At 63.0% G+C, this 18,003-nt stretch carries 8 protein-coding genes; 4 read left to right on the top strand and 4 right to left on the bottom strand.

Annotated features, from left to right (window positions below; translation table 11 throughout):
• The coding region (locus BUS42_RS41415; RefSeq protein WP_074317932.1) for a putative Ig domain-containing protein at positions 1-10,525 on the top strand (10,525 nt) is incomplete at its 5' end.
• A 789-nt stretch (positions 10,526-11,314) separates the two neighbouring features.
• Here the strand turns inward: BUS42_RS41415 and BUS42_RS43415 are convergent.
• Entirely contained in the window at positions 11,315-12,283 is a 969-nt protein-coding gene (locus BUS42_RS43415; protein ID WP_074317929.1) for an IS1634 family transposase, read from the bottom strand.
• Positions 12,284-12,626: 343 nt separating this feature from the next.
• Between BUS42_RS43415 and BUS42_RS41405 the strand changes: the two genes are divergently transcribed.
• Positions 12,627-12,890 (top strand): hypothetical protein, encoded by a 264-nt coding sequence (locus BUS42_RS41405; RefSeq protein WP_074317927.1) that lies wholly within the window; start codon positions 12,627-12,629, stop codon positions 12,888-12,890.
• Between the two features lie 61 nt (positions 12,891-12,951).
• Positions 12,952-13,449, top strand: coding sequence for a hypothetical protein (locus tag BUS42_RS41400; RefSeq protein ID WP_143206716.1), 498 nt, complete (start codon positions 12,952-12,954; stop codon positions 13,447-13,449).
• Between the two features lie 51 nt (positions 13,450-13,500).
• On the opposite strand, the gene BUS42_RS41395 is transcribed toward BUS42_RS41400, so the two are convergent.
• Both BUS42_RS41395 and BUS42_RS41390 read right to left on the bottom strand, forming a co-directional pair.
• Entirely contained in the window at positions 13,501-13,701 is a 201-nt protein-coding gene (locus BUS42_RS41395; protein WP_143206715.1) for a hypothetical protein, read from the bottom strand.
• A gap of 549 nt (positions 13,702-14,250) precedes the next feature.
• Positions 14,251-15,603: a tyrosine-type recombinase/integrase gene (locus BUS42_RS41390; protein WP_074317922.1), complete on the bottom strand. Its 1,353-nt coding sequence runs from the start codon at positions 15,601-15,603 to the stop codon at positions 14,251-14,253.
• A 562-nt stretch (positions 15,604-16,165) separates the two neighbouring features.
• On the opposite strand from BUS42_RS41390, the gene BUS42_RS41385 reads away from it, so the two are divergent.
• Positions 16,166-16,645 (top strand): hypothetical protein, encoded by a 480-nt coding sequence (locus BUS42_RS41385; RefSeq protein ID WP_143206714.1) that lies wholly within the window; start codon positions 16,166-16,168, stop codon positions 16,643-16,645.
• 89 nt (positions 16,646-16,734) lie between these two features.
• Here the strand turns inward: BUS42_RS41385 and BUS42_RS41380 are convergent, their stop codons facing one another.
• Positions 16,735-17,700, bottom strand: coding sequence for a hypothetical protein (locus tag BUS42_RS41380; protein WP_143206713.1), 966 nt, complete (start codon positions 17,698-17,700; stop codon positions 16,735-16,737).
• Positions 17,701-18,003: the final 303 nt, after the last annotated feature.

Below are 18,003 nucleotides of genomic sequence, written 5' to 3'. Positions count from 1 at the left end.
CGACGACAAGGCCCACGCCGTCTTCGTCTACAACGCCAGCGGGAACAAGGTCGGCGAGTGGTTCCTCGACCCGGCCGACACGAGTCCCTCGGGCATCACCCTCAACCCCAACGGCGGGACCGACCTCTGGGTCGTTGACCGCGCCACCCACCGGGTCTACGACTACGCGGGCGCCACCGGGTGGACGAGCGGCAACCACTCGGCGACTAGCTCGTTCGCGCTCGCCAGCGCCGACGGCGACCCCGAAGGGATCGCCGACCCGAACCCGCCGACGGTCGCGATCATCTCCCCCGCCGACAATGGCCAGGCGACCGCCGGCAGCACCGTGCTCGTCACCGGCCAGGTCACGGCGAGCACTCCGGGCACGCCGGTCGTCGCCGCCAACGGGACGCCGGTCGACGCGGTCGACGCCGCCAACAACTTCTTCAACCGACAGTCCGTGGCCCTCGGCCCGAACGCCTCCACCTATACGGCCATCGATGCCTCGGGTCAAGCGAGCAGCCCGGTCACGCTGCACGAGACCGGCACGAACCCGCCGGCCGGCCCGATCGACTTCGCGAGCCTGTCCGACGTGACGGCCAGCTTCAGCCCGCAATACGGCCGGACCTCGTACAACTCGGCCACGACGGTGCTCTACGCCGATATGGCCGCCCAGGACGTCGGCACCTACACGGTGCATACGCCGCTGCTGGTCGCCGTGAAACACATCAGCAACCCGCTGGTGCGTGTCCGCGACTACGACGGCGTCCTGCCCGACGGCACGTACTACTATGATTTCAGCAAGCTGGTCGCCGGCCGCACGATCGAGCCCGGCCAGACCACCAACAACGGCGTGTTGGCGTTCTTCGACCCCCAGCAGGTGCCCTTCACCTATGACCTGGTCTTCCTCGCGCCGGTGAACCGTCCGCCGTCCTTCACATCGGTCCCGGTCGTCGAGACCGCCGCGCACTACTGGTACGAGTACAACTCGGACTTCGGTTCGCCGTCGGTCCTGCCCTACCAGTACACCGCGCGGGCCACCGACCCGGACGGTGACCCGGTCACCTACACACTGCTCGCCGGTCCCGGCGGGATGTCGGTCGATCGCAACACCGGGCTCGTCACCTGGGAGCCGTCGGACGGGTCGTTATACGGCGGGTCCAACGACATCGGGAACCACAATGTCAGCATCGAAGTCCTCGACGGCCACGGCGGCACCGCCGTGCAGAACTACGTCCTCACGGTCGTCAGCAACGCGGTGAACGTGCCCCCGCACTTCGTCACCACCCCGGTGGTCGACGCCTTCGTCAACGTCCCGTACGACTACCCGTCGCACGCCGTCGACGTCAACGGTGACATCCTGACCTATTCGCTGGTCACCGGCCCCTCGGGGATGACAATGCTCCCGGCCAGCGGCGCCCTGGTCTGGACCCCGAACGGCAGCCAGCTCGGCTTGCAGTCGGTCGAGATCAAGGTCGACGACGGCCGGGGGGGCTCCGACACTCAGACCTTCCACGTGATGGTCCGGCCAGAGCCGGGCAACCACCCGCCGGTGATCGTGAGCACGCCTGACAAGTCGCTCCTGCTGCCCCCGCCGACCTTCCAGGAGCAGATCGGCGGATCGGTCTTCCTCACCGGCCACGACCCCGACTTCCACGACCTCTACGGGCCGAACCCCCCCGGCGCGCGCAACATCATCACGGCCGGGATCCATTACGTCATGGACCCGGCGTATAACCCGTTCGTCGCCGCGGGAATCCACAAGTTCCTGTTCGTTGATTCCCAGCTGTCCGACCCCCAGAGCGGCGGTGGGCCCGTCGGCGTCGAGGGGATGGTGTCAGCCGGGTATGTCGAGGGGCAGGACTTCGACGTGGCCGACGCCCGTTCGTTGAACGCAGCCCTCAATGCGCTCGGCTCCCGCTACTCCGCGATCGTCGTCGCCAGCGACTTCGGCGGCCAGCTCACCCAGGCGGAGCTCGATCTCCTCAACGCCCACACCGCCGATATCACGCGGTTCATCAACCTCGGCGGCGGTCTGTTCGCAATGAGCGAGAACAACGAGCCCGGGTTCCAACCCCCCATGCTTCCCAATGGCGGTGAGTTCGGGTATCTCCCCTTCCCGGTCCTCAGCGCGAGCGTCGGCGGGGAATTGGAGAACGGCAATACGGTCACGCCGTTCGGCGAGGCTCTCGGCCTGACCAACGCCGACATCGCGGGAAACATCGAGCACAACTCGTTCCAGCCCATCGCCGGCTTCAACATCGTCGACACCGACGCCTCGAGCAAGCTCATCACCCTGGCCGGTCGCGGCCTGGTGACGTCCAACGGCTTGATTCCTGATCCGGCCCACACGTACATGTACCAGATCCGCGCCTTCGATCCGGACAACGACCCGCTGACCTACAGCCTCGTCGCCACCAACGCGCCCGGCACGGTGACGGTCAACCCCCGGACCGGCCTGCTGACCTGGCCCGCCCAGCCCGGCAACTACTCCTTCACCGTCGACGTCACCGACGGCCGCGGCGGCTCCTCGATCCCCCCCCAGAGCTGGAACCTCAAGGTCGACAACCTCGCGGCCGGCGAGGCCCGCGGCACCGTTTACCGGGACGACTACCAGACCGGCCAACGCTATCCGAACGAGCCCGGCCTGAAGGGCGTCACGGTCTTCCTCGACGCCAACGGCAACGGCGTGTTCGACGCCGGCGAAGTCGCCACGACGACCGACGTCGACGGCAACTACCGCTTCACTGACCTCGCCGTGCCGGGAACCTACCATGTCGTCGCCGTCGCGCCGAGCGGTTGGGGCGAAACCGAGCCGGCCGGCTCGACGTCGTACACGCTCACCTTCGCCGCGTCGCAGCTCCTGCTCGGCATCGACTTCGGCTTCCACGACCCCAACACCACGGTCAACCAGCAGCCCGCCTTCGCCAGCAGCCCGCCCGACGGCCTGATGGTCGTCCCGGGGCAGACCACGATCGTTTACCAGCCCACCGCCGCCGACCCCGACGGCGAGCCCCTCAGCTTCGACCTGCCGGTCCACCCGGCCGGCATGATCGTCGACCCCGTCTCGGGGGAAATCGTCTGGGAGCCCACCGCCGACGAGAAGGGGGTCTCCTGGGTCCTGCTCCGTGCGCAGGACGGTCACGGCGGTGCCACCTTGCAGGCGTTCAAGGTCATCGCCGCCGGCTACGAGTCGGCGCCGACGATCACCTCGACGCCACCGAGCGTGCCGCCCGTCAAACTACTCCCCTGGGTCTACCAGGTCCGCGCGGAGGACGCCGAGAACGACCCCTTGAACTACTCCCTGGACATCGACGCGCCCGGCCTGTCGATCAACTCCCAGACCGGACTGCTCACCTTCACGCCCCAGCAGACCGGCGAGATCGACTTCACCGTCATCGTCGACGACGGTCGCGGCGGCGACGCCTACCAGCCGGTCACGCTCAACGTCAGCGGATCGGCCCCGGACGGCAGCCTCGCGCTCGACCTCCCGGTCCGCACGACGATCCCGCTCGGCCGGACCTACTACGGCGCGGCCCGGGGCTCCGACACCGACGGCGACCCGCTCCATTACTCCATGACGACCAGCCTCGGCTGGCTCTCGATCGACCCGAACACCGGGGCGATCTCCGGCACCGCGACCGGCAGCCCGGGCACCACGCCGGTCACCGTCACCGTCAGTGACGGCCGCGCCACGCCGGTCTCCAAGACATTCAACCTCACCGTGACCACCGCCGGGACCAACAGCCCGCCGCAAATCACGTCGAGCCCGCCGCTGGTCGACATCATCGGCAACTCCTACGCGTACAATGCGCAGGCCACCGACCCGGACAGCGACGTGCTGCTCTGGAGCCTGGAGACTGCCCCGGCCGGTCTGTCGATCAATCCCGGGCTGGGTACGATCCGCTGGGATCCCACACCCGATCAGGTCGGCACGTTCCCGGTCACCGTCCGCGTCAGCGACCCCTACGGCGGGTCGACCACCCAGGCGTACGCGATCACCGTCCGCGGCGTGGATACGCCGCCCCAGATCCTCTCCACGGCCCAGACCGCCGGCGCTGTCGGCCAAGCCTACACCTACGCGGTCCGCGCCCAGGATATCGACGGCGACCCGATCCACTACAAGCTCATCGGCAGCCACCCCGTCGGACTCGACTTCCCCGACCCTTCCTCCAACCTGCTCCCGTGGGCCTCCCCCGTCGCCGGCTCGTACCCCCTGACGATCGAGGTCAGCGACGGCCTGGGAGGGACCGACACCCAGTCGTTCACGCTCGTTGTCGCCGCCGCGGCCCCCAACCGTCCGCCGGTCCTGAACTGGACGCCTAAGCAGGCGACCCTGGCCGGCCAGCCGTTCACCGACGCGGTCCTGGCGACCGACCCCGACGGCGACCCGCTCCACTACCAGATCCTGGGCGACAACCTCGGGTGGCTCACCATCGGCGCGACCACCGGCGCGCTCTCGGGCACCCCGCCGGCCGGGACGTACCACATCACCGTCCAGGTCACCGACGACACCACCGGCCTGGCTGAAGAGACGTACACCCTCGTGGCCTCCGCCGACTCCGGCCCGACGATCGCCCCGGCGACGGTCCCCACCGCGACGGCCGGCGTGCCCTACGAGTTCGACATCCACGCCTCGGACCCCGACGGCGATCCGCTGACCTACCAGCTCGACGTCACCGGCCTCCCGTCCGGCGAGGCTGCGCCGACCATCGACAACCTGGGCCGGATCACCTGGTTGCCACTCCAGGCCGACGTCGGCGTGCCGCTGACCCTCCACGTGACCGTCAAGGACACCGCCGGCGTGACGGCCAGTCACACGTACGCGTTGACCGCCGTCGGCGACCTGGAAGCTCCCAAGGTCAGCATCGAGCTCAGCCGCACCACCGGCCCGCTCGGTTCCCAGGTCACGGTCGTCGTGCTGGCCACCGACAACGTCGGGGTCGTCGCGCGCAACTTGACCCATGGGACCACAACGTACCCGCTCGACGCCCACGGCGCGGCCACGATCACCCTGGACGCCCTCGGCCCCTTCACGGTCTCCGCCACGGCGACCGACGCCGCCGGCAACACCACGAGCCCGCCGGCGACCGCGACGATCACCGTGTTCGACCCGAACGTCACCACCGCCCCCACCGCCTCGTTCACCGCGCAGTCCTCCACCGTGGCGGCCTCCAACGCCACCGACGCCACGACGCACTTGCCAACCTTCGCCGAGGTGCAGGTGGGGCCGGGTCAGTCGCAGTCCTCGACGATCACGATCAACGACGCGGCGAAGATCGCCGACCTCGCCGTGACCCTGAGCCTCATCGACCCCAACGATTCCGACCTGGTTGCCACCCTCACCGGGCCGAACGGCATGGCCCCGATCACGCTCTTCAGCGGGGTCGGCGGGGTGAACTTCACCAACACCGTGCTGGACGACACCGCCACCGTCGCATTGGCCGGCGGCACCGCGCCCTACACCGGCCGGTTCCAGCCGCAGAATTCCCTGTCGCCGTTCAACGGCAAGGTCGCCGCCGGCACGTACACCCTGACGATCACCAACCACTCGACGACCAACACGGCGAAGCTCGAGTCCTGGTCGCTGACCTACCGCAAGAGCCTCGACGCGCTGGTGACCGCGCCGATCAACGTCATGGGGACAGTCCAGGATGCCAACCTCCAGTCCTACACGCTCTCGGTGGCGCCGCTGGGGAGCACCGCCTTCACCCCGATCGCCTCGGGCGGCTCGACCCAGATCAGCGACGGCGTGCTCGGCGTGTTCGATCCCACGATGCTGGCCAACGGGTCCTACGTCCTCGAGCTGAAGGCCACCAACACGGGCAACCGGACCACCACCGTCGACCAGGAGGTGAACGTCGCCGGCAACCTCAAGCTGGGCAACTTGCACCTCTCGTTCACCGACCTGACCATCCCGGTGGCGGGCATCCCGATCACGATCACCCGCACCTACGACACGCTCAATGCGAACAAGGACGGCGACTTCGGCTACGGCTGGACCTTGAACGAGGGGGACTTCCAGCTCCAGGTCAGCCAGGCCGACGGCACCCTCGTCGACGCCGGTGTGCTCGCCCCGTTCCGGCTCGGCACCCGCGTCGTGCTCACCCGCCCGGGCCAGCAGCCCGAGGGGTTCACCTTCGAGCCCCAGCCGGTCGTCACCGGCTATTTCGCCTTCGCAAACTACGCCACCCCGCTGTTCGTGCCCGACCCGGGGGTCGCCGACCGCCTGACCGTCCCGGCCACCGAGCTGATCGCCAACGGCGACGGCACTTATTCGGGCGAGGACGCCGACCTGACGGCGTACAATCCGGCCGACTCGCTCTTCGGAGGCGCCTACACCCTGACGACGCACGACGGCACGGCCTACACCCTGGACGCCGCGACGGGCAAGTTGGCGAGCGTCTCCGACCGCAACGGCAACGTCCTGACCTATGAGGACGGCGGGATCTTCAGTGCCTCGGGCCGCACCGTCACGTTCACGCGGGACTATGCCGGCCGGATCACCGCGATCACCGACCCTCGGGGAAATCGGATCGTCTACGGCTACGACGTGAGCGGCAACCTCGTCTCGGTGACCGACCGCAACGACAACAAGACCCAGATCGTCTACAACGCCACTCAGCCGCATATCCTCGACCACATCGTCGACGCCTTCGGCGTCACGGTGGCCCAGGCCACCTACACCAACGGCCGACTGACCGGCCTGGCCGATGCGCAAGGGAATTCGAGCACCCTGGCCTACGACCCGATCACCTTGGGCATGGTGGTCACCCCGGCCCGGACCGATCCCAATACGCCGAGCGTGCCCACCGCGCTGCGGTTCGACTCCCAGGGCAACGTGACCGGTACGGTCGACGCCCTGGGCAACGCTTCCTCCGCCACCTATGCGGGCCACGATCTTACTTCCCAGACCCAGACGATCGATGGCCGGCCGCTGACCACCTCCTACACCTACGACGCCTACGGTGCCATCCTGACCGCAACCGACGCTTTGGGCCAGGTCACGCGGTATACGTACGACTCGTTTGGCGAGCCCGCCACGAGTACCGACGCGCTAGGCGGCACGACCCTGTTCCATTATGACGGGCAGGGCAACCTGCTCTCGACCACGAGGCCGACCGGCCTGACGACCTCATTTAGCTACGACGCCCACGGCAACCTGCAGTCGACGTCCACTCCGAATGGAACCACAAGTCAGACCTACGACGCTTACGGCGAAGTGGCCACCACCACGGACGTCCACGACACCACGACGACCTTCACCTACGACGCCGACGGCAATCCGACGACCAGCGACTGGACCTGGGTGGACCCGAACAACGCGGCGAACACCCGCGACATGCTCACCACGAACGTCTACGACGCCCAGGACCGGCTGATCCAGACCACCACCGCCGATGGGACGAAGACCGAGACCGTCTACGACGCCGACGGACGCCCCGTCTGGACCGTCGGTCCCCATCCCACAGGGGAATCGTCCGTGGGCGCTCACACGATCTACGACACCGCCGGCCGAGCCCTCCGCACCGAGCAGTTCCACGACGTCGTCCTCGCCATCAGCAACCCCAACACCACGCACCCGACCAGTGCACTCCAGTCCTTCGGTGACCCGCTCGCGGTCAGCTCGACCGTCTACGACGCCCGTGGCCGCGTCCTCTGGACCGACGACTCGCACCTGCCCGGTCACCCCGCCGACGGCACGCTCACCCTCTACGACGAGAATGGCAACGTCACGGGCACCCAACGGTACGCCAACGTCGTCATCGGCATCGATAACGATCCCGTGACCGGCATGCCGGTCGGCAGCGTCCTCACTTCTCACGGCGTCCAACTCTCTTCCACCACCACCGTCTACGACAGCCTGGGCCGCGTCCTCCATTCCACCGATGCCGCCAACCATACCACCAACTACCAGTACGACGACGCCGGCCGGCAGACCGAGGTCGACGATACCGTCAATGCCGTCGTCGCCGGCACCCTCCAGACGGTGGTCCGCAGCACTCACTCAGCCTACGACGCCGCCGGCCGACTGGCTTCGACGACCGACGCCGCGAACCACACCACGCGGTTTCTCTACGACGGCGACGGCCGCCTGCTCAAGACGACCTACGCCGATGGCACGTCCACGTCCACGACTTACGATGCCAACGGCCGCAAAGCGTCCGTCACCGACGCCATGGGCCACACGACCTCCTACCAGTATGATTCGTTCGGCGACCTGTCCGACGTCTTCCTGCCCCCGGTGACCAACCCCTCCACCGGCATGCCAACCAGCCCGCACTACCACTACACCTACGATACCTACGGCAACCTCGTCGCACAGACCGACCCCCTGGACCACACGACGACCTTCGCCCACGACGCCTTCGGCCGCAAGGTCTCCGAGACCCTACCCGACGGCTCCTCGACCGAGACCTGGACCTACGATGCCCTGGGACAGCTCGCCTCGACGACCGATTTCGATGGCCACATCATCACCTCTGCGTACGACGACCAGGGCCGCGTCAATCTGAAGAAGGAATACACCGACCAGGCGGCGCTCAACGCGGGGACGCCCACCAAGGTCGTGACCTCCACGTACGACAATTACGACGGCAATGGCCGCCGCTACGACACGGTAACGACCCCCGACGATGGCACGACCACCTCGTATTACGACGTCGACGGCGACCTCGTCGAGATCGACTCGCCCCAGGGCGACGTCACCTACTCCTACGACCTCGCCACCGGCGCGAAGACCGGCGTCGCCACCGCCAACACCCACATCACCTACGGCTACGACCAGGAGGGCCGGCTCCAGACCGTCACCGTGGACAAGCTCGACGGCGCCACCGTGTCGCCGGCCTTGGTCACGACCTACGCCTACGACGTCAACGACAACCTGGCCACGACCGCCTTCCCCAACGGCACCGTCGAGACCCGCGGCTACGACCCGCTCAACCGCCTGGCCTCGATCGTGACCACCCTGGGAGCGACGGGGCCTGTCATCGCCCGCTTCACCTACACCCTCGATCAGGCCGGCAATCGCACGGGCGTGTCCGAGAATTCCGGCCGTACCGTGACCTACACCTACGACGCTGACGGCCACTTGACCAGGGAAGCGATCACAGATGACCCGACCGCCGTGGACCGGACGTATGACTACACCTACGACCTGGCCGGCAACCGGAGCACGATGATCGACAGCGGCGACGGGACCGAGGGGCCTGAGCTCTCGTACTATTACTCATACTATTATGACGCTGACGACCGTCTGATGGGGGTCTACGGCACCCTGGCGGCTGACAGCTACCACAACGAAACATTCACATACGATAAGTCAGGAAACACGATAACCGACAGCGTCACCAGCTACGATCAAAACTACAACGCGACGAGCACCCAGACGACCTACGGCTGGGACCTGGAAGGTCGGATGACCTCGGCAGTGACGGTCGTCAATGGCACGACCACGCAGCAGGTCAGCGACGTCTACGACGACGCGGGCAACCGGGTGTCACAGACGGTCAACGGTCAGACGACAACGTATCTCAACGACCCGAACCAGGCGTACGACCAGGTGCTGGAGGAGTACGCACCAGGCGGGGCATTGGCGGCCACGTACGTGCGCGGTCTGGATCTGTTGTTCCAGGACCGCGGCGGCACTCCGTCGTACTACGTTGTCGACGGCCTGGGGAGCACCCGCGCCCTGACCGACGCCAGCGGAGACGTGACCGACACGTACAAGTACGAGGCCTACGGCAACCTCCTCGGCTCGACCGGGACGACGACGAACGAGTTTCTGTACGCCGGTTACCAGCATGATGCCGTCGCCGGCAAGTACTACCTTCGCGCGCGGTATCTGAATACGGCCGCGGGCCGGTTCATCTCACGGGACGACTACAACGGGTCCTACCTCAATCCGATTACGACGAATCACTACCTCTACGCCAACGGAGATCCAGTCGATGGTGTTGATCTATCTGGACACGAAACATCTACTGCAGAAGTAACCGTGCCAATGTCGCTGGGAATGCAGATTGCCGTTACCGTGGGCGTCGTCGCCCTCGCGGGAACTTACGTGGCCACAACGGCGCTCTGGGCTTACCCAGCCCTTGAAACCATCGCTAAGAGCACCGGCGTATCGATTTCAACCGGGATTGATGATCCCACGAAGGATAAGAGGTACGTCTACTTCGCCCACGGAACGACAACCGAGAGTTGGGGAATGTCAAATTCTTTCCATATTGATCGAAGTCCGAGTACACTGGATTTTGGACCGGGCGTTTACACGTGGGAAGCAACTCCGGGCGGGATCAAGCGGGCTGGGGAATGGGCTCAGGACAAGGCGGGGGAAGATGGTTCCACTGGATTTGTGATCATCGCACGCATGGACGCGGGGACGTACAATCGGCTCGGACGAAAGACGCTCGACGGGGATGGGTTCGAGTGGCAATCGATCGTGTCTTCCAACAAGGGCGGGTTCGACAATACTGATCCGACTCTTGATTTGATCATTGGGCCTCTGGTGTCGAGCCGAAGGGGGGCATGTGGCTCCCCGTGAAGAAGGCACCGAACCAATACGTGTTCAAGTCAGATTACGCGGCCAGTGAGCTTAAGATATGGGCCATCATGCCCGTAGACGCGGCCCTGCGGATGAGCGGGGGCTGAGAACGACTGAGGCAGAGGAGACACGCATGGGCAAGGAAATGACCGATGAAGAGTGGCAAGAATTAAGTCGTACCTACCTCAAGGTCTGGATCGATGCCCTCCGCGCGTTGCTCGGATGGTCCCGAGAGCACGCCGCGGAGTGGTTTCGGGAAAAATGGGGAAATCGTTTCGACGCTGACGACCTGAGTGTTCGAGAACTGTTCTATCATCGGCCTCCCGAGTATTATATCGCCGCTCAATTGACTCGCGAATTGGTCACGCGACCGATCACGGGTCAGCCACGGGTGAGGCTCTTGGCCCGCTTGGCCAAGGCGATGCGCGATCCCGAAGAATGGACGGCTATCGAGGACTATGGCGACGCGGATTGGCAAGCGGTCCGCCAGCGGGTGGGGCTTGTGTTGAGTGACTACGGAATCGACCTACCACCTGTCGCCGACGCGGGCCAACGGGGAGAGGGTCGGCCGACGCGGGAGCAGGAAATGCAGCGCTTCCACTCCTACAAACTGGCGCTACGCATCGAGGTTGATCCCTTGCCTCCGAACGGTGACATCTATTGCATCACACGTTTGGATTTATGGAATGCTCTGCTCGAAGCCATTCGTAAGTCCCAGCGTTCGGGCAAGGGGTCTGAGCAAGTGGGCCACCACAAAGTCTACGTTGACATCAATGAGTGTCGGTGCGGCTACTTGCGACCTCCCGTTGGAAAGACAGCCCGATATATTGCTGATCTTAAATATGATGTTCGGCTTGAAGATCTCGGAGAGCGCGGCAAGGACCAGACCAGGGAACGAGAACCGGAAGGAAACGAATAAGACCTGCAATGAGCGGGCGTACAGGATATTGGGGAGTCGGTAGCCAGGTGCCTAAAGACACACATTCCGCACCTCCTTTTGAAGGTTTGCAGGCGTTCCGATTTGATCCCAAGTAAGTGAAGGATGCGGCGTTGAGTGGGGTACGGTTGGCTAAGCCCTCGGGTGACCGTGGCCGTACCTCCCTGACGGACGATCACAATGCACAGCCCGCTCAAGCTCTCCATCAACGCAGGACCCGTGGGTGCCGGGCTCGGACGATTCTCGGGATACAGCCCGTACATCGCCTGACCCTTCAACTCCCGACGCATCTGACGCTCCATCAACGCCAGCACCGTCAACGCCCAGACCAGGATGCAGAGCAGTCCGGCGATCCGTTCCGGGTTCTTCAGGAACATCGGCGCCACCGCCAGCGGACCCTTCAGGTGGTGGAACCGACGCTCCACCTGAGACTGCTCCTTGTACTTCCGCAGCACCTTGGTCAGGCGATGCGTCGTCCGCGGCAGGTTCGTCTTCAGGACGTACACACCCTCCAGGTCCTGCCACCGCTTCAACGCGTCCGCGTCCAGCCCCCAGGCGAATTGGAAGCGCCCCTTCTTGTCCTTCGCCAGTCGGTTCTCGAACAGCGTCACCTCGGCATATTTCCCCTTGGCCGACTCCAACCGCCGGACGATCGCTTCGGTCGTCGTCAGGCTGTAGCGCCCCAGGTTCCGCTCCACAGCCTCGAACTCTGCGCAGACCTTGGCGACGTGACGCTCGCGGGTTGTCGCCTCCTGGCGAGCCTTCGACTCACTCCAAACGAAGATCAGTCGATAGGCCAGCTTGACCGGTTTTTGGTCCACGGTTCCTTCCAGCGTCTCGGACAATTCCGTGGCCTTGTATTGGTCGCGCTTCTCGGGCGCGAGTTTGGCCTGGCTTTGGGAATAGTAATCGACGCGGCGCAGTTGGTCGCGCAGCTTCAGATACCGCTCTTGGAGTTGGGGTGAGAAGGCGCCGCCGCAGAGAAACTGCCCCTTGCGTGCTGCGATCGCCAGCAGGTTGGCCGGCGCATCGAGCTTGGTGTCGGCAGAGGAGTCAGTGGCCAGGCACCTAACGAGGGTAGGACGGGAAACCTGGGCAATTCGTCAAGTCTCGCGACTGGGCGCCAATCTTTGCCGAATCTCCCAGATATCCCAATTGAAGTGCATGGCTGTTTGTCCCTTTTTCAGCTTCAAAAAGCTGGGGGGACCCATCAACAAGCTTATCGGTGGCTGGCACTACGGCAGCAACCTGACGGAGTTCAATAATAATCTCGCGGCGGGGATGAGCTTGAAGGATGCCGCGTTGAATACGAAGACCGGCGGGTACGCCCAGCACTTTCTCGGGTTTAACGACGCGCGGGTCATCAATGGGGCACCTGACCCGACCACCGGCAGGTATCCCGGGGTCGAGATCGAGTTCACCCGCTGAACACCGGCAAAAGGGGACGATGATGGTGAATCGAACGGAAGTTCTCGAAGAGATACGCGGGATGATGAGACGGGGGGCGACCCCCGTCAGTCTGCTTCGGATGGTTATCGCAAGGCACCACCCCGAGAATGTGACCGGCTGGGAACTTATGAACTACCTGACCGAGGCGTTCGCCCTTCCGTTGGATAAGGCGAGTCTCGTTCATGGATGGAAATCGAACGGGAGCGGCGAACTTTCCGACGCTCGGGTCAATGTCTTGCTCCTTCCAGCAATCCTTCGGACAGCCGGTGCCTGGGACGCTGACGCTCGTGAAACAGGGGAGGTCGGTCGTTGGTATCCCCCCCTTCTCGAGCCGCCAGCCGCCAGCGTTCTGGAACGAGATTCGCATTTCGGGATCAGTGAGAACGGGTGGAATCAACTCGCCGAGTCCGACCGTCAGACCTTTCGGGCCATGGGAGAGTGGAGCAAGCAGATGCTGATAGCGGCCGAAAGCCTCGCGGCACTCGCCGAACACTTGCAGCGTCGAATTGCTGAACTGGAGGTCGGTCCGCAGACGTGATGGACGCTGGACGTCAACTTGGGAGGGACGTCAGCTTGGGACGGCGGGAATTTACTGTTCGTACAGGTCGAATTCACTGAGTAACGCGGCGTCGGCCGGGACCATCTTCGACCCCGCATAGCCAGCATTCCGGACCAACTCGTCGAACCCCAGGCGCGTCAGCAGTGGCAAGAAGTGGAACACACCGGCGACGCGAGTCCTGAGGGGCAACGGATTGGTGGTCGACAAGACCAGTTCCCGACGGTCCGCCACTTCGGGAGGCTCTTTCTGAGCACCCTCGCGCGCGAGTCGGTAGCCAGGCACCTAAAGAGGGAAAAATGGGAGGTTTGGGCAATTCGCCAAGTCTCGCGACTGGGCATCCATCTTTGCTGAACCTCCTACTGACCGGTGCAAGGAAAACGACTCTTCCATAGAGCTTTCGTACTATGGGTAGGATTCGGACGAATGGGAAGCGAGCGCGTGTACCGCGGTCTCGATGGAAACCGTCAGGCACGCCGGTCCCTGCCACGCCCTCATGGCGGCCTTTGTCGAAGCGGCGCGCAAGCTGAGGGGTGTGGCATGACCACGCTCCTCAACCTCCCGCCCACTAACAGAACCAGACAACCATTTTTGGGGACTTTCTCAGCGAGGCTGGACAAGCGCGGACAGTTTCAGCAGTGGGCGCGTAGGCAGTTGGTGGCGCGGAAGTCCTTCTCCGGCAGAGCCTTGCTTCGGCTCCTCGAGCTGCCTTTGCCGCCCAAAGTGTCCGCGCTGTCCACTAGTCCTGGCATCGGCGGTGAGAAAATCCCCATTTTTGCACCCTCAGTTTTCCTCGAAGGCTGCGACAGGTCCGTACTGTTTCCCGAGCCAGTTGACAATTTTGTCGAACAAGTCCACACTGGGAGCCGCGTAGTGCCGCTCGGCGAGGGTTCGGGGGGAATGCCCCAGGAAATGACCGACGTACCGGCCGTACGACGCGTGTGACTCGATGAGCGTGGCCGAGGTCTTTCGCAGCAACTTCATGGAGTGCTCAAGGCCGATCTTCCGCTGGAGGTGCACGTAATTGCTCTTGATGGCGTCGACTTTTGATCGCTTGCCGTCATTACGGAGGACGTCACGAAGCCAGGGTTTCCCCGATTCGGTCTGGAGGACCCGCTCGCCGCTCTTCTGGCCGAATCGCTGCAGGAGCTCCCAGGTCCTTGGCCAGAGGGGGTATTCCACGGTGGGCACGTGCTCGTGATCCTCAGTCTTACTCCGTTTTCTTTTGATCCGGCCCCGCTTCCAGTCCACCTCCGAGGGGTGTAGGTCGGAGATGTCGATCTGGGTCATCCCGCAGTTGATCATCAGGAGGAGGTGGAGCTTCAGCTGGCCGGGGGCCGCGGTGATGAGCTTGGCGACCTCCTTCACCGGGATCGTCGCGACTGACCTGGAGCCCCCGCCGAAGCGGTGCCGGCGGGAGTGGAGGTTGGGAGGGACCGGGATCAACCCCTTCTCGGCGAGCCAGGAGACGAATGACCTGGCGATCCTGAGCCGCTTCTTCTTGTACTCCGTCGAGATGGCTTGGGAGACCAGGGCGGACCACCACCCTTCCCAGCGGTCGGCGTCCAGGTAGTCGACCGGATTGGAGCCGCCAAGGTGATCGCGAAAGGCGTGGAGGCACCGGCGGACGGTGTCGAACTCGCTGACGGAGAGCTGACCCGATTCCGTGCGTACTTGTTCCAGGGCGAGGTATCGCTCCATCTGGAAGGCGATGGTTCGATCAGCGGGGAGTGTGGGGATGTGGCTTCGGGCGAGCCGGTCGGACCAGACGACTTGGCCGGCATCGCCTCCCAACCAGAAAGCACTAGCCGCACTGTTGCTGAGCTCCGCGACTTCTTGACCCCGAACTTCCGCGATGGTCTCCTCAAGTCGGGGGACCTGATCAGGTGCGGAGGCGACGGCCCAGGCTTTCCGGCGTTCCAGCTCGTCGAGGATTTGCTGGTAGGCGTGGGATGGGGGCTGTCCGTCGATCTCCGTCTTCTTGGCGGCCCACCATGCGTTGGCGGCCTGATATGATTCCAACTTGGTTCCGGGAACGCCGAGGGCCCGGCAGGAGACGGTGTAGGACTTGCCCATGTACACCTTCTTCCAGCGACGGGTCCCCTGCTCCCAGGTCAGCGCGGTCTTGGCTGGCATAGGAAGTTCCGGGCGAGGTGCAGACGTTCACTTCACCCCGATATTGTGACGATTTCTGTGACGATCTGGTAGCCGAAACGGTCGGATCGTCACAGAAAATCCTTGAAAAACCCCGGAAAACAGCGTAGGAAGCCTGCTTTACACGCAGGATGTCGGGGGTTCGAGTCCCTCATCGCCCATTTTTAACCCCGCCAGCCGTATAGACTTGCGGCGACACTCGGCGGGTTACAAAACCCGGTTACAATCTGGGTTACAAATCCGTCCGGTTCAACGGCCGGAAGCCGGGGAATTCATCCCCATCGCCCAGATTGCGGCCGAGGCCGCTTAGGCAGGGAAAATATGCCCCCGACTTTGAAGGGGGACGGTGCTGGCCGTTACTTGGTAACGCGATTGGCCCAAAACTGGTAATGCGACTGGCCGAACATGACTGCGTGATTGCATTAAAGCTAATTCTCAATACGGGCGTTAGTGATGGTTGGGGCGTGCTTGGCCCCTTCGCCCCGATAAGCCACACTTGAACAGTGTGGACATACGGCTAGGGGAATTGGGGGGGGGGCAAGCGATGACGACTGCGGCACTGGTTCTCGGAATCATCGGCACGGTTCTCGGGGTATTCAACACATGCTGGACTGTTTTTATCTATTGGAATCAAGTCAGAGTAAACCTAACTCACAAAATTCACGTCGCGGAAGCCAAACAAGGCATGTATTTTGTCTTAAAAATCGCAAACATAGGTCGTTCGCCCGTCAATATCGACAGCGTCTCAATAGCGTGGTCGGGGCCGAATGGAGTCAACGAGATATTCCTGACGAATGATTCCGCGAACAAGTTCCCCAAGCCCTTTCTACAGCCACAAGTGGCACACTATTATTACATGCCCGACAACTTCCCCACCCTCGAAGACCTGGAGACGGCCTTCCCCTACAAATACTGGATTTCGGTCAATTCTCCGACTGGTGAGATTTACAGCATCAAGGGGAGGGAAGTGCTCCACAGCCTTCAAAAGTTCTATGGTGGGGCGGTACGGCCACGAAGCGAGTGAGTGAGTGAGTGGCTACGCGGAAGCGGCCCCCGAGTTGAAGGCGGGGGAGTTAATCGTCCGTCAGGGGGGTTGCGGCGGCATCGCTGGACTTACTCAATCGGCAACGGTCCAAGCCCGACAACCGCCCGAATCCTTGCCGTTAATTTGTCTCTCAAGTCGTCATACGAAGTCCAACTGACAGTGTTGTATTGACGAATATCTGCGTGAAGATTTTTAATGTCGTCGTGTCGGCAAGTCCAAATGACGTGCAACCCAAGCCCCTTGGCAAAGCCAGCCTCGTAATAGACTCCTGTACGATGACCTGTGAAATCTGCCACTATGAACCGACTTTCCTTGATTTCAGCAATGATTAGGTCGTCAAACTTTTCGCTATGTTCCTTGTAATCCACGCGAACCGGATTGAAGCCAGTCCCACGTACCGCCAACTTGATTCCTTCGTCGAACGCAGGTCTAAGGTCGTCAGCAAACGACATGGCAACGAATGCCTTGGTACTCCGTTCGTTTGGAATCTTGAGCGACTCGACAAACTCCCATCCTTTGAGGGTGAGCGAACATTCGCAAGTGGGACCCGGCGTGTCGTTATGTGAAACATGAATACATTCAATTAGCCCTAGATTTTCATAGTGCCTTAGGAAATAGGCGAAGTCCTGTTTGCTCTTTACAAAGGCCAAGGAGTGATCTCGACGAGCATCGAATCTGACCTTGGTCCCCAAGGAATCTGTTCTGCGTTCGATTGCTTGGAGAAATCGTTGTCCCTTTTCGAGCACGCCCTTTGGGGCGAGGGAGAGTAGGCTATCAAAGTTTTCGTCAGTCATCTCAAGAGCCAAGCCCCGGTCTTTCCACTCCCTAACCAGCCCCGCTAATAGCTCATTCTTCTTTGGCTCAACGGCCCTTTCAATGCATCCAAGCGTGATACTGTAACTTCCACACTGCTCGCATCGGTACTCCATAGAGGTGGTCGGGTCTTTTTCTTGGAACCGAACATCATCGACCTGTGAGGGTGCCATCCCTCTACAGAACAGGCATTCGTTGCTAACGAATTCATTCCAATTCATGCGACTGCCTCTAATTGGCTGTTTTGTCCCACCCAAGCATGCGGACTCATTTTCATTATAGTCACAAAAAACCAAATCGCCAACTTGACAGGACCGATTTCATCGTCTCCGCCAGAAAACCTACGCCGGACGTTCTTTCATGGCACACCTTGGAATTCGCATACAATAATCTAATTGTCAATGAGCGTCAAATCACACATGCGGCGAACCTGCCCTACGTAACTTCGTCTGACGACGCAAGACGGGGGAGTTGTACCCGAATGCCTACCGGCCCGAAGACGAGGGCGAGCACGGAGACGGCAT

Source organism: Singulisphaera sp. GP187, from assembly GCF_900129635.1.
Lineage (GTDB): Bacteria > Planctomycetota > Planctomycetia > Isosphaerales > Isosphaeraceae > Singulisphaera.
The sequence above is the reverse complement of the archived record's forward strand: the minus strand, read 5'-3'. Positions and strand labels throughout refer to the sequence as shown.

Coding starts and splice junctions, on each gene's coding strand:
- BUS42_RS41405 (WP_074317927.1), top strand. CDS start 12,627: ATGGCTGTTTGTCCCTTTTTCAGCTTCAAAAAGCTGGGGGGACCCATC.
- BUS42_RS41400 (WP_143206716.1), top strand. CDS start 12,952: ATGATGAGACGGGGGGCGACCCCCGTCAGTCTGCTTCGGATGGTTATC.
- BUS42_RS41390 (WP_074317922.1), bottom strand. CDS start 15,603: ATGCCAGCCAAGACCGCGCTGACCTGGGAGCAGGGGACCCGTCGCTGG.
- BUS42_RS41385 (WP_143206714.1), top strand. CDS start 16,166: ATGACGACTGCGGCACTGGTTCTCGGAATCATCGGCACGGTTCTCGGG.
- BUS42_RS41380 (WP_143206713.1), bottom strand. CDS start 17,700: ATGAATTGGAATGAATTCGTTAGCAACGAATGCCTGTTCTGTAGAGGG.